This window comes from Desulfospira joergensenii DSM 10085 (assembly GCF_000420085.1).
Taxonomy (GTDB): domain Bacteria; phylum Desulfobacterota; class Desulfobacteria; order Desulfobacterales; family Desulfobacteraceae; genus Desulfospira; species Desulfospira joergensenii.
Map to the genome: position 1 here is coordinate 87,146 of NZ_ATUG01000001.1, position 13,134 is coordinate 100,279.

Here is a 13,134-nt window from a genome sequence, read left to right on the forward strand (position 1 = left end):
AATAAAAAAAAACGGAAAGGTGCTTATGGGAGGATCGGTATCATGCAACCGCCATCGAAACGGGCAGACACCTCCTGCGTTGTCTTGTATATATTGATTTAAACATGGTACGTGCCGGGGGGATATCTCATCCTAAGGAATGGGCTTCTGGCGGATATGATGAAATCCAGTCCCCACGCCGCAAGTCAATCCTTATCAATTACAAAAAACTTGCAGAATTGTCGTTTGTGACTCCTATGCTTCATTTCAGAGCTCGCACAAAACTTAGTACATGATGCTTTGGAAACAGATAAAAGCAAACGGGAATCCCGATGGAGCCAAAGCATTGCGGTCGGTGAAAAACAATTCGTTACCGATATAAAAAAGAGACTTGGTTTTAAAGCAGTGGGGAGAAAAATAAAATCCTTAGGTGATGGATTCCAGGTTCGGGAAGAATAAAGCCCTATATCGATGATTTTGATGCCGAAAACAGCAAAATAGCGCCGAAAAATGCCTATAAATGGGATACATTTTCTGAAATTTCAGAATGTTAATGTGACTGTTCGTATGGCCCGACCCCGACCAACCCCGACCAACCCCGACCAACCCCGACCAACCCCGACCAACCCCGACCAACCCCGACCCCATATCAGACCGTATGATTGATTTTGATGACTGAAAAACTAAAACGGTAAAACCCAAGAGACTGTGAAAAATTTCATAGCAGCAAATGACTACTTCTCAAAAATGACTTTTTCTACAGACTCGTTACAATAGCTAACAAGGACCATATAATGCCAAAAAAAATTCCGAGATTATTCTTTTTATTAACGTACGTCTTTCTCTTATCTGGATGTGCATACCAATACACCGATGGCAATGGGGCTCGCCATATTATTGGCTTTGCACATGTTATTCAAAAGGAAACTAAAGAACAAAAAAAAGAGATGTTAGTGCAACAGGTTTCCGTTATTGGCGTTTCAATTTTGATGTTGCCAGAACACTCAGGTGTGGCTGTCGGATACACTAAAAATTTCAGTATCGAAATACTTAAAGATGACGTAAGTGGTGAATTGTCAATAGATACTGACAATCCATCAAGCTTTAAATATAAAGATATAAACTCAATATTAAAGGAGAAAAACAAGTGAATAAAAAAACTCGTATATGTAATTTTATTTTAACATTATTTATTTGCTTTAGTGTTGTTGGATGCTCAACCGGTAAAAATAATGTTTTGTTTATCACAAAAACTTCCCTGGGAATAGATGTAGACTCAAAGCCTCCGACATTTGAAGTAGGTTATGATCGAAAAGAGGGAACTGTTGCCCCTGTTTTTGGAAAGGGAAAAATTCTTTCACAAATGTCATCATTTACTACAGATGATGGGATCGTGAGTCAGGCTATAGGACAAAGCTTTGCAACAGGACGGGCAGCTGAAATCTTGAGTAAGTATATAGGCACTTTATCTTCTCAGGATACACCTGCAACTATACCTACAGCAGAAATGACGGGAAACTCCTCATTAGTTGATGTACCGGATCGAAAGAGATATTTTTTTGGAACTGATACTGTATTTGGTTTTAAAGTGGGGTTAGGGGTTGAAACAGGAGGAATCCCAGATAGTGTAAATCTTGGCTACAAACGAAAGGAAATTGCATTGGTTCCATTGATTAATTTTCAGGAAAATGGTGTAGATAAAGTTGCGTTGGCTTCTTTAATTGCAACGGCAGGATTATCTACCAATGCTAATCCAGGGGTTGGATCAGCGCTACAATATTCACAGTTCTTTGCAACTGGGCAGGCTGCAACAAACTTGGCAGCCATACCTGAAATTAGAACATCTGTAGCTCCAAAGATAATTCCAGATGCTGCGGCAATTATTGATCTCAGAAAAGGATCATTCGTAAAATCCAATTCTGGTACTTTACTTCAATCATACTGGAAGCCGGACGGTACTCGTAACACTACAAATGAAGCCAATATCAAATCCTGGATGAACAATAATGGAATTTCTACTGCGCCAGGCATGATAACTATGTTTATTAACAGCAAAGTGCTCGGTGAAGCGAGAGACAAAGCAGTAAAAGACCTAGGCCTACAATAATTAACCGGAGGTTATATTATGACTATTGAACGAATTCTTATAGATATCCCCGAAGATGAAGTAGATAGAATTGTTGCAGATTTTGAAAGTGAAGGTTGCACTACCCAAAAAATCGAACAAGATGATGGACTATGGACGGTTAAAGCACAGTGCCCTGAGCAATAAAACAGATTTTTGCCTTCTATTTAACTGTAAAAGTCAAATACCTCCCGTACACTCAGCCTTCTCGGCGCCTATTTTTTATTAGGCGGATTCCTTTTCCATTCTTCCTTTAATTTCTATCCCCATTTGAAACGTTTCAAATGGGCGTCGTCCCTGGTTGCGGTATCCCCGGTGAGGCCGTTCATAGTTGTAATAGTGCAGCCACTTGTCGAGATCTTCCTGTAAAGCGGAAACGGACTCATATAGCTTTTTCCGGAAAGCCGTACGGAAAAATTCGTCCAAAATTGTCCTGTTGAATCTTTCCACAAATCCGTTCGTCCTTGGACTGGCCACCTTTGTTTTCCGGTGATTGATATCATTGAGTTCAAGGAAGATCTCGTACAAATGGATCGTTGGCCGCCCTTTGAATTCCGTACCGTTGTCTGTAAGGATATTCTCAATACAGATATCGTTCTCTTCGTAAAAAGGAAGAACCCTGTCATACAGGACATCCGCCGCTGTTTCCGGGCGCTTACTGGTGTATAACTTACCAAAAGCAAAGCTGCCATATGTATCAACAACGGCTTGTAGGTATACCCTGCCAACGCCTTTGAGTCGCCCGACATAAAACGTATCCTGGCATAGCAGGTAACCAGAGTAATGGCTTTCCACATTCCGTTCTTTGAACTCAGGATTGGCCTTTTCCAGCAAGCGGATCTGGGTCTCTGTTAATTCAAAATCTTCAGACAACGACTCTTCAAGCTTTAAGAGGCGTTTGTATTTTGTCTCCATTCCAGCCTTTTTCCAGATATTGCGGATCGTGGTTGCACAGACAGCAAGGCCTTCAAGAGCGAGCTGATCAGCAATCCGTTGCTGGCCGAAAGCAGGGTTTTCCAATGAAAGTGCAATGATGCGATTTTTGGTGTCTTCAGAAATTTCGTTAGGATGTGGTCCTGGGATTGGTGGTCTGTCAATCAAGCCTTCAAATCCATACTCCTGGAAAGATCTTTTGTACTCGTAGAACTGGCTTCGAGATACCTTGTGCATCTGGCAGGCTTTGGATACGTTCCCCAATTTTTCAGCAAGCTGTAGCAAAGTCAGTCTTTTCTGTGCTAATTTCTTTTTGGCGGTCATAATGCTCTTCTCCTTTTGGACATATTTTTGATTGGCGTTAAAAATATATCCGAGAAGGCTTATCACCGCCACCTCTCACTGGGGATTATTGGAAGGTCCCCAGTGAGAGGTGGCTATGCCTATGGCAATTTCAAACTGTCCGGTAGGATCTTAACTTTTCCAATTTAACAAAAGGGCACCTCGAATAACCAGGTGCTGAGTTAAATTTTTGAGAAATGATGGCATTCTTGCGCGAATTCCCGGGACATGATACCTATTTCCAACCACCAGACACGCCGGTAATTTTCATGTTCACGGCGATTGCAACGCCGTGAAGGCCCTAACACTGTTTTTTGCAAACCAACAATAAGGAGGTGGCATGAACGAATTTAAGCATAGCCTTGCCCGTATTGCCGTTTGGAATCTTGCGGGCTACAATCAGTCCAACACCGCCGCAGGCATTGGGCCTAACACCAAACGAGCCAAGAAACAGGCGGAAGGACTGGCGTTATTGGACGCAGAATTGGTAACCCTTGTTGAGGTCAGCCCACTCAGCCATATTGATCGGCTGGCGACGCTTATAGCCGACAAGTATGGCGTTTCATACAATGCCACGATTCTGAAGCAGCCGAACGGTAATATTCATATTGGTTTTCTCCATAAAGAGGGGGTTGAGGTAAACAATCTCCGACTCATTCCCGGCTCTGAAGGAGACTATGGGAATGGCCGCCAGGCGGTACAGGCAGATATCAAGATCGGAAAATTCAAGGCGATACTGATCGGCGTACACTTGAAATCGGGCCGAGACCGTCCTGAACAGAAACTGCGCGACAGTCAGTGTAGAATGATTGGCCGGCATATTGCCCAAATTCGGCAGACTCCAGGACTGACCCAGCGTATGATTCTGCTGATGGGTGACTTTAATATGATCCCTGGTCAAGATGTCAGCAATTTCCATCATCTGGGCGGCGATGACATGATGGATTTTGTCTCATGTTGGGATCTGCAAGACCGGTTTTCACATATTCTCGAAAAAGGCCGCGCAAACCTTTTGGACGGATTTGCGATCTCACGCACCTACTCCACCGACTATGTCCGCGGCAGCCTTCGGCTATTTCCGATGCATTGGACCATGGGCATTGGGCGGGAGGCTTTCAAAAAAGAAGTTTCTGACCATTTGCCATTCGTTGCCGGTTTCAGGATATTTTAGAACCTGTCAATCAACACAAAGACGGCTCATTACACTTCAGAAGAAAGAATCATGGATTTGCGATGCGGATAGTTTTTCGATACCGGGATAGCTTCAAAGATCCCGCCCCGCCGGGATATGATATCAATGGTATTCTTCAGAATATTGGGGAACCGACAATTTACTTTCATATAGACCATTTAAATGATAGTCTCCGGACAGAGTAAACCCATAAAAAAAGAGGGACCCAATGTCCAAATCACGAGACACAAAAAAAGCAGTGAAGAAAAAACCGGCCAAATCAGCCAAGGAAAAGAAACAGGCCAAAAAAGAAAAAAAGAATAAATAGCTGTCTTTGCAATTTGCCGGTTCCATTTCAAGCAACCGGCAAAACTATTTATAAGCCCATCAAAGGAAAAAAGAATTGCCCTCCCCCATCTGGGGTCCTGCCAGGGGATAAAAACCTGCATAATTCGGTTCATCGGAAGTCAGATTAATCAAGAAACAATACGGTCGGATTCATAGGTCACAGTCATTGCCGACACCGGATCCCTGAATTGATTTGATCATCTTTACTGTTTTTCTTTTTCAAGGGAAAACACAACCCCTTCAATCCAGGGTGATGCATCCTGATCACATGTATAGTATACGGCTAAAAATTTTGAATTCCCAATTGGGACAAAATCGCCATATCCGCCTTCCCAGATATGATCCGGATCATACGAGGCCAGCTTTGATAACTTTCGCCATGTTGATCCATCATCTGTACTGATGCCGATACTGATGCCGGGCTTGTCTCCGGACAGGTCCCGGTATAAAACCAGAAAACGACGATTCCCGGTTTTAAGAACCATTGGTGCATGGCCGAAGATATCGGTTGGTTTAGGGGCGGTCCATGTCTTGCCGTTATCTTTGCTGTTAAGAAGCATGACCGGGCAGGGGCGTGTTTCGTTTCGCAGCAGGGCAAACCAGTTTGTACCGCCTTGATGACCCAATGTGAATTCAGTCAAAAGGGTATTTTCAGAGCCGGACATGGCCAATCGGGCGTGCAAATGCCATTTGCTGCCGTCTTCGGAGGCGAGCAGAACCGGGGAAGGTTGAGTTTCCCCCTCAGCTGCTAGATATCCTGACATGAGCAGCATACCTTTGTTGTCCCGGCGGATATGCCCGAAACTTGTCATATTGCCCGGGCCGATTTGGGAAAGCGGTGTGCGTTCGGCCGGGCTTTCACCTGAAACAAAGCCCTGGAACTTATTTTGAGACCAACAAGAGATAAACGTGGTGCTTTTTCTTTCACGCCTGTAATCGCGGCTGATTAAAAATATCTGGTCTTTTCCCGGTGCGGACAAAATGGCATCCAGCTCATTGCTGCTGTCTTTTCCGGGTTTAAAGCCGGCATTTGCCTGGGTCCATTCAGCCGGCTGCTCGGGCGTTGTCCAGAAAAGGCGGACAGCACCGTCAGAACCATGGGGCATTTTCGGATTAACATGTGCCAAACGGCAGGCAAGCCAGATCTTGTCACCGATGATTGCAAGGGTTGGGAAAGAATGATAGCGGCCTTGTTCTTTTGGGATGATTGTAAAACGATGGTTTATATTCAAGCGCAACCTTTCTTTCATGTTAAAACATACCTCGCCTGGTTATTGATAGGAAACAATTAAATCGGTTTCTTTTTGGTTTTAATTTAACATCAAGGGTTTCTTTGTAAAACAATTTTAATTATCCCCCTCTTTTAATAAAGCTGAGATGTCAAAATTACAAAACAATACAAATTCAATCTACTGAAAAAACGATACGGCAACAAGTACTAGAAATACTGAAAACCATTCATTGATGTTTGCAATTGCTGTCGAATCCCGCAGCCAGGGGTTTTAGTCACCCACCCCCGGGCTGGGTTGGGCTAGGACCAAGACAGCCCACTGCTATACAAATAAAATACATTCAAGAACACGCTGCTTTCGAATCTATATCCGATTTTTCAGAGACGAAAATTTATAGGCTCAGACCTCGTAAGGCTTAAAAAAACTTATTTTTCATGCCCTTGGTTCACTATCGGTTGTCAAGTTTACTTCTTTATCGTATATTTCAGTAATACATTTATTAAAAAGAGAAAAAGGCAATATGTTGAAAAAGAGTCTGAAAAATCAAAAAATCGACCGCCGCTCATCTCCGCGCAAACGATTGGATGCCATGGTCAAGGTGGTTAAAAAAGAAGGTCAGACAACTGAAAACTCCATGAACTACAGCCTGACAGGCCTCTTTTTAAGATCCAATTTCCCGGAAAAATATCAGCTCAAGGATCAGGTCAGCGTCTCTTTTACCGATGAAACTGGGACCACCCATTCCCATACCGGCGAGGTTGTCAGAAAATCCCGGGAAGGGATTGCTGTCCATTATCGAAAAAAAGCGGGAAATTAAATTCAGTGTCAGGGATGAACCCGGCTGCTGGGAAAGGAGCGGCTTCACGAATTCAGCCGGTCCATGAAAAGAAGAGCGTTACAAATAGTTCTTCGTTCCCGGTAATGTAAAATCCGGCTTCTACAGATCAGCTCTCCTATTGATCTATTTTATCTGTGCCGATAAAGGTTCCGGATCTTTCCAGGGCCTTTTGCATTTTTTGGATGCTGATTTTTTCAGGATCATAATAGACCCGGTTTATTTCTTTAAAATTTTTAAATCCGTTTTCCACCCGCTTAACACCCTTCAGCCCCTTCAGGGCTGATTTTCCGACATCATATCACTGGACATAAAAGACGGCTCTGGCCTCCGGACTGCCCTGGGCGAATAAGAGCGGATTTGCGATGATCAGAAAAGAAATTAAAATCATGACATACAGTGCTGAAGCCTTTTTGGCGGTTTTCTGTTCCATGGGATCTCCTTGTTCTTGCGGTTTGTTTCTTTTATTTAAGGATAAGGTTGAATTGTCACGGAAATATCTCAAAAGTATAAAAAATCATTTTAATCCTCAGCCAGAGTCACAGCGGAACAGGCGGATATTCCGCCGCTGTGACTCTGGTCTTTATATGCAAACAGGAATAAAAATTTTCCCCAGATGGGCGTGTTCCTCTGCCGGCAAGATGTTCAATGCGGTTGAATACAGGCGGATGATCGTTATATTAGAGACAAACCATAGTAAGCTATTGATAAAATAAGACCGCATGGGAGGGGAATGTTTTCCCCTCCCGGAAACAATATGAGCCAAGCATGAAAACCTCCTCTTGTTTGCACTGGCTTTTGATATTGATCATCGGGTTCATTCTGATGGTTTGGATCCCTGGTGTCGATGCGGCAGCTTCCCCGGAACACCGGTTGGACCGGGGGGATACACCAAGGATACCGTCTTTGTCCCGGGATGATCTTCCCCTTGAGGAGATCTCGTCTGAACCTTCCCGGGGAGACACCCTGGCCGTGCTTCTTTCCGGTGACGGAGGATGGGCTTCCCTTGCCAGGACCGTCGGATCGGGCCTGGCAAGGGAAGGTATCCCCGTGGCGGGCCTGAATTCCCTGTCCTATTTTTGGACCCGGCGCAGTCCGGACAGGGCGGCCCGCGACCTGGAACGCATCATCACAAGGTACCGTAAGCTCTGGCATAAGGGAAAAGTGCTGCTCCTGGGGTATTTCTTTGGGGCGGATACCCTGCCCTTTATGATCACCCGGCTTTCAGACCCTGCAAAGGCATGCGTTACCGGTGTGGTTCTGATCAGTCCGACATACCAGGCCGATTTTGAAATTCATGTTATGGAACACCTGGGCTGGCAGTCCCCGGACCCGGATTATCCTGTGCTTCCCGAACTCAAAAAACTCAGGGACTATCCAGTGCTGTGCATGGCAGGAGCCGAGGAAGAAAACTGCCTGTGCAGGGATCAAAGTCTGCCCTGGATCAAAACGGTACTCTTTCCGGGGGGCCACCACCTGGGCGGTGATTCCGAAGGAATCGTGAACACCATACTCTCCAATCTTTTCATGAAAGAAGTGCAGCCTTGAACCATACCCTGAAATCCATCCTGGGATTCGCCCTCAGTCTCTCCCTGTTCGGTGCAGCCGCCGTTTTAATGCACCGGGAGCTTTCAATCTATCATTTTAATGATGTGCTCTCCGCATTCCGCAGCATTCCCCTGGGGATCCGTTTTACCGCGTTTTTCCTGACCCTGATCAGCTACGGTCTGATGACCGGCTACGATGTCCTTGGATTAAAGTACATCCGTAAAACCCTGCCCTTTCGAAACATTGCCCTGGCCTCCTTCACCGGCTATGCCTTCAGCAACAACATCGGCCTGTCCATGCTGGCCGGGGCCTCGGTCCGGTACCGGCTTTATTCGGTGTGGGGTCTTTCAAGCTTTGATATCGCCAAGGTCATCGGGTTCTGCACCCTCAGCATGTGGCTGGGCTTTTTTATGCTCAACGGCATGACCTTTCTGATCAACCCGGCCCTGATCGGTTCGGCGCTCCATCTGCCGACCGCTTCCATCCGGGCCCTGGGGATCTGCATGCTGATTCCCATGGCGGGATACACGATTCTGGTTCTGAAAAAAAAGGACCTGACCCTCCGCGGCCGGGAAATACCGGTTCCGGCACCCTCCATCGCCCTGTCCCAGGCTGTGCTGGGCATTCTGGACTGGACCCTGGCCGGAGTGATCCTTTATCTGCTTCTTTCCCATTTTGCCGCGCTCTCCCTGCCGGGATTTCTGGCGGTCTATCTGGCGGCCCAGATGGTGGCCCTGTTCAGCCAGGTTCCGGGCGGTCTCGGGGTTTTCGAATCCCTGATCGTCCTGGCCCTTTCATCCCGGATTCCCGCCCCGCATATCCTCGGTTCCCTGATGGCTTTCCGGGTCATTTATTATTGGATGCCCCTGGGTCTTGCCGCCGTCCTTCTGGGATTCCAGGAACTGCTCCGGGGAAAACGATGGGCCAAAAAGGTGATGACCCTGTTCGACCGCTGGGTCTCTCCGATCATCCCCGGCGTGTTCGGGATCACTGTATTTATCGGCGGCGCCATCCTGCTCTTCTCCGGGGCCACCCCTGCCCTGAAATCCCGTCTGGTCCAATTGGAACTGCTGGAGGCCCTGCCCTTCATCGAAGTGTCCCACTTTATCGGGAGCATCGCAGGCATGGGCCTTCTTCTGCTTGGAAGGGGTCTGCAGCGCCGTCTTGATGCCGCGTATATACTCAGCGTGATCCTTCTTGCGGCAGGCATCGTAGCCTCCCTGGTCAAGGGGTTTGATTATGAAGAGGCCCTTGCCCTGAGCCTGATCCTTGCAGCCCTGTTGCCCAGCCGCAAGCATTTCCACCGGAAGGCATCCCTGTTCAGCCAAAGATTCAGCCCGGGCTGGACCGCCGCCGTTCTGATCGTATTGGGCTGTTCGGCATGGCTGGGATTTTATGCCTACCGCCATGTGGAATACGCCGACTCCCTATGGTGGCAGTTCACCTTCAAAGGGAATGCGGCCCGGTTTTTACGGGCCACCCTGGGCACCTCCGTTCTGGCACTCTTCTTTGGACTGGCCCACCTGCTGAGGCCCGGCCCTCCGCCTTTCCTGTTTCCGGATGAGAAAGAACGGACAAAGATCATTGAGCCCATTGTCCGCCGGTCGGAAGACACCTCGGCGAATCTGGCCCTGCTGGGGGACAAACTGATTGAAATGAACGACGACAAAACCGCTTTCATCATGTTCTGCATTGAAAAGCGCAGCTGGATTTCCATGGGAGATCCAGTGGGTCCTGAAACTGAATGGACCGATCTGATCTGGCGTTTCCGCGAACGGGCAGACCGGGCCGGAGGTTGGCCCGTGTTCTACCAGGTGGGTCATGAACGGCTTCACCTCTACCTGGATGCGGGATTCACCATGGTCAAACTGGGCGAGGAGGCCCGTGTCCGGCTTTCCGATTTCACCCTGGAAGGAAGTTCCAGGAAAGGCCTTCGCAGCAGCAGGAACAAAATTGAGAAAGCCGGCTGTACCCTATCGGTGCTTGAACCGGATCAGGTCATGGACCGGATGGACGACCTCAAATCCGTTTCCGATGCCTGGCTTGGAGAAAAAAACGCCCGTGAAAAAGGCTTTTCCCTGGGATTTTTCCATCCCCGGTACCTCGCCCTCAATCCCGTGGCCGTGGTAGAAAAAGAGGGTAAAATAAAAGCCTTTGCCAATCTCTGGCAAAGCGGCGAAAAACAAGAACTTTCCGTGGATCTCATGCGGTTTAGCCCGGATGCACCCAACGGGATCATGGATTATCTGTTTATCGCCATCATGCTCTGGGGCAAAGAGAAGGAATTTGAATGGTTCAATCTGGGCATGGCTCCCTTCTCAGGCTTGAGTGCCTCTCCCATGGCCCCGTTCTGGAATCGACTGGAGGCATTTGTTTTCAATCATGGTGAGCATTTTTATAATTTTCAGGGTCTGCGCCATTACAAGGAAAAATTCAACCCGGTCTGGTCCCCCCGGTATCTGGCCTCCCCTGGCGGCCTGGCCATGCCGGTGGTTTTCACCCACCTGGCCACCCTGATCTCGGGCGGATCCCCAAAGAGGCCCGGGACTGACCGGCTGCTCACTCGTCCATAGTCAGATATAGCAACCCTGAAGGCCGGAAATTCTACGTCAGACTTAAAAAAAGAAATTATTTTTGAAATTATCCGGAAAATTAAGATAGATACTAAAATACATCCGAAAAATTTTCCACGGAAAAACAACCAAAAAGGAGATTCATCTTGCTTAATCTTTTGGGAAGAGTTGAAAATGGAATCGTGGGCAGGGAAAATGAAACAAGATCCATACTGGTTGCCATGGAGACGGGAAAACACATCTTACTGGAAGGGCCGCCGGGGACATCCAAATCGACCCTGCTCAGGAATATTGCAAGGGAAGCCCGGATCCCTCTGCACATGGTTGAAGGGAATGTGGATCTCACACCGGCAAAATTGGTGGGTCATTTTAATCCGTCAAAGGTGATGTCAGACAGCTACAAACCCGAATACTTTGAAAAGGGGCCATTGACCCGGGCCATGGAAGAAGGGGGCATCCTATACATCGAAGAGTTCAACCGGATGCCGGCGGATGTTTCCAATGTGCTTATCTCTCCCATGGAAGAAGGGGAAATGGTGATCCCAAGGTATGGTACGGTTAAGGCGGTCCGCCCCTTTACCCTGATTGCGGCCCAAAATCCCTATGATGATGTGGGCACGGTAAGAGTCAGCCGGGCCTTTATGGACCGGATCTGTCTCATTAAAATGGATTACCAGAGCAAAGAAGAAGAACAGGAAATTGTAAGGATACGGACAGGGCTGACCGATCCCGGAACCCTTTCCCTGACGGTGGGAATGGTTCGCGAGACCCGGGATCACCCTGATATAAAACTGGGGGCTTCTGTCCGGGCTGCCATTGATATGGCAGATCTGTTTGTCGGCTTGCAGAAACTTGCCGACTCCCCGGGCCAGAATATCCTGACGGCTTCCCGTATGGCCCTGTCCAATAAGATCTGGCTCAATGAGACAACCCAAAAGACAGCCGATGAAATTGTTGAAGAGATTTGGAGCCGGCTCAAGGCCCGCTGCAGAACATTCTTGAACAATGAGGCGGATATGGGTCCGGACCGTGATAAAGGAGAAGATCCTGTAATGGAAAAGCCGGGGTCGACATGAAATGAATGTTCCTTACTGGACCAGGTCAGGGATGAGGTCACCGGGACTCCGCTTTTTGACTTTGACACCAACGAGCCGTCCGATTTCTGGCGGATGGCCGCTTATTTCAACCGGCATCCTGATAAACTGGATCACTTCTTTGAGAAACCCGGTTCCCTGGAAGCCTTTGCCCGGATACTGGGCAGGCTCCAGGAGGATGTGGCGGCCCAGGCCATTAAAATTGCCTGTCGCCTCATCATGAGAATCGGAAGACAGATTGCCGACTCCGGATATCGGCCGGGAAAACTCAAATGGGTTAAGGGGTGCATTGACGGTGCTGAAATCGCACTGGACCAGAGCCTTGAAAGATATATGGAGGAACCGGAAAAGGGAATTCTGGAAAATCTTGTATCCCATGTCAGGCATAAAGAGAGACAGGCCTTTGTAATGATGCTTGATTTCAGTTATTCCATGCAAAGCAAGGTGATCCTCTCCGCCATTACCGCTGCTGCCATTGCCCAGCATTTTAAAAAGGATTATGCGGTTCTTGCCTTCAGCGACGGGGTCTTTGTTCTAAAGGAAGTTCATGAGAAAGCCGGCCCGGAAAAAGTCCTGGAAAGGCTCTTTTCCCTCCAGGCCCATGGAGACACAAATATCCGCCTTGTCCTGGAAACCGGGCTCAAACATGTACATGAATTTAAGGCAAAGACCGGCCTTCTGCTGACGGACGGGGGCTGGAACAAAGGTGGAGATCCTTTTCAGGCCGCAGTCCTTTACGATAAACTGAGCGTGATCGGTTTCCCCCCGGCGGAACACGAAAAAATTCTCCAACTGGCCCTCCAGGGGAAAGGATCTTCTTCCCTGGTCCGGGATGAAAGAGAGATCGCCGGCGCGATCCTCCAATGCCTGAAATAAACGGTCTTGTTTCATGGCGGGTCAAACCCACAGGGAGGCATACCCATCCGGCCGTAAATCCTTATCCCGAAGGATGGT

At 47.8% G+C, this 13,134-nt stretch carries 12 protein-coding genes; 9 read left to right on the plus strand and 3 right to left on the minus strand.

Annotated features, from left to right (window positions below; all coding sequences use genetic code 11):
- Positions 1-773: 773 nt before the first annotated feature.
- Genes F608_RS0100405 through F608_RS36535 form a run of 3 tightly spaced genes read left to right on the plus strand, consistent with a single transcriptional unit; the run spans position 774 to position 2,251 of the window.
- Positions 774-1,130 carry a hypothetical protein gene (locus F608_RS0100405; protein ID WP_022663635.1) on the plus strand — a complete coding sequence of 119 codons (357 nt, stop codon included), beginning with the start codon at positions 774-776 and terminating at the stop codon, positions 1,128-1,130.
- Positions 1,127-2,086: a hypothetical protein gene (locus F608_RS0100410; protein WP_022663636.1), complete on the plus strand. Its 960-nt coding sequence runs from the start codon at positions 1,127-1,129 to the stop codon at positions 2,084-2,086. Before F608_RS0100405 ends, F608_RS0100410 begins: the two co-directional genes overlap by 4 nt.
- A gap of 18 nt (positions 2,087-2,104) precedes the next feature.
- On the plus strand, positions 2,105-2,251 hold the full coding sequence (locus F608_RS36535; protein ID WP_022663637.1) for a hypothetical protein: 147 nt from the start codon (positions 2,105-2,107) through the stop codon (positions 2,249-2,251).
- Between the two features lie 78 nt (positions 2,252-2,329).
- Here F608_RS36535 and F608_RS0100420 read toward each other — a convergent pair whose 3' ends face one another.
- Positions 2,330-3,361, minus strand: a complete 1,032-nt coding sequence (locus F608_RS0100420) for an IS481 family transposase (RefSeq protein ID WP_022663638.1) — start codon at positions 3,359-3,361, stop codon at positions 2,330-2,332.
- Positions 3,362-3,719: 358 nt separating this feature from the next.
- Here F608_RS0100420 and F608_RS0100425 point away from each other — a divergent pair, with 358 nt between their 5' ends.
- A complete protein-coding gene (locus F608_RS0100425; protein ID WP_022663639.1) occupies positions 3,720-4,550 on the plus strand; it encodes an exonuclease/endonuclease/phosphatase family protein in 831 nt (276 codons plus the stop codon).
- A 551-nt stretch (positions 4,551-5,101) separates the two neighbouring features.
- Here the strand turns inward: F608_RS0100425 and F608_RS0100440 are convergent.
- Positions 5,102-6,148 (minus strand): sialidase family protein, encoded by a 1,047-nt coding sequence (locus F608_RS0100440; protein ID WP_033398051.1) that lies wholly within the window; start codon positions 6,146-6,148, stop codon positions 5,102-5,104.
- A 502-nt stretch (positions 6,149-6,650) separates the two neighbouring features.
- Between F608_RS0100440 and F608_RS0100445 the strand changes: the two genes are divergently transcribed.
- Positions 6,651-6,947 carry a PilZ domain-containing protein gene (locus tag F608_RS0100445; RefSeq protein ID WP_022663643.1) on the plus strand — a complete coding sequence of 99 codons (297 nt, stop codon included), beginning with the start codon at positions 6,651-6,653 and terminating at the stop codon, positions 6,945-6,947.
- 319 nt (positions 6,948-7,266) lie between these two features.
- Here F608_RS0100445 and F608_RS37075 read toward each other — a convergent pair whose 3' ends face one another.
- Positions 7,267-7,398 carry a hypothetical protein gene (locus F608_RS37075; protein ID WP_022663645.1) on the minus strand — a complete coding sequence of 44 codons (132 nt, stop codon included), beginning with the start codon at positions 7,396-7,398 and terminating at the stop codon, positions 7,267-7,269.
- Between the two features lie 392 nt (positions 7,399-7,790).
- On the opposite strand from F608_RS37075, the gene F608_RS30245 reads away from it, so the two are divergent.
- From F608_RS30245 to F608_RS0100475, 4 genes are all read left to right on the plus strand, one after another.
- Positions 7,791-8,513, plus strand: coding sequence for an AcvB/VirJ family lysyl-phosphatidylglycerol hydrolase (locus tag F608_RS30245; RefSeq protein WP_161626797.1), 723 nt, complete (start codon positions 7,791-7,793; stop codon positions 8,511-8,513).
- Positions 8,510-11,086, plus strand: a complete 2,577-nt coding sequence (gene mprF / locus F608_RS30250) for a bifunctional lysylphosphatidylglycerol flippase/synthetase MprF (protein WP_022663647.1) — start codon at positions 8,510-8,512, stop codon at positions 11,084-11,086. The genes F608_RS30245 and mprF overlap by 4 nt, the downstream gene beginning before the upstream one ends.
- 146 nt (positions 11,087-11,232) lie before the next feature.
- Positions 11,233-12,162, plus strand: a complete 930-nt coding sequence (locus F608_RS30255; RefSeq protein WP_022663648.1) for an AAA family ATPase — start codon at positions 11,233-11,235, stop codon at positions 12,160-12,162.
- Between the two features lie 93 nt (positions 12,163-12,255).
- Positions 12,256-13,056 (plus strand): vWA domain-containing protein, encoded by an 801-nt coding sequence (locus F608_RS0100475; RefSeq protein WP_022663649.1) that lies wholly within the window; start codon positions 12,256-12,258, stop codon positions 13,054-13,056.
- Positions 13,057-13,134: the final 78 nt, after the last annotated feature.

What these genes read in the sequence shown, in the direction of transcription:
- F608_RS0100405 (WP_022663635.1), top strand. Translation starts at nt 774, where the DNA reads ATGCCAAAAAAAATTCCGAGATTATTCTTTTTATTAACGTACGTCTTT.
- F608_RS36535 (WP_022663637.1), top strand. Translation starts at nt 2,105, where the DNA reads ATGACTATTGAACGAATTCTTATAGATATCCCCGAAGATGAAGTAGAT.
- F608_RS0100420 (WP_022663638.1), bottom strand. Translation starts at nt 3,361, where the DNA reads ATGACCGCCAAAAAGAAATTAGCACAGAAAAGACTGACTTTGCTACAG.
- F608_RS0100425 (WP_022663639.1), top strand. Translation starts at nt 3,720, where the DNA reads ATGAACGAATTTAAGCATAGCCTTGCCCGTATTGCCGTTTGGAATCTT.
- F608_RS0100440 (WP_033398051.1), bottom strand. Translation starts at nt 6,148, where the DNA reads ATGAAAGAAAGGTTGCGCTTGAATATAAACCATCGTTTTACAATCATC.
- F608_RS0100445 (WP_022663643.1), top strand. Translation starts at nt 6,651, where the DNA reads ATGTTGAAAAAGAGTCTGAAAAATCAAAAAATCGACCGCCGCTCATCT.
- F608_RS37075 (WP_022663645.1), bottom strand. Translation starts at nt 7,398, where the DNA reads ATGGAACAGAAAACCGCCAAAAAGGCTTCAGCACTGTATGTCATGATT.
- F608_RS30245 (WP_161626797.1), top strand. Translation starts at nt 7,791, where the DNA reads ATGGTTTGGATCCCTGGTGTCGATGCGGCAGCTTCCCCGGAACACCGG.
- F608_RS0100475 (WP_022663649.1), top strand. Translation starts at nt 12,256, where the DNA reads ATGGCCGCTTATTTCAACCGGCATCCTGATAAACTGGATCACTTCTTT.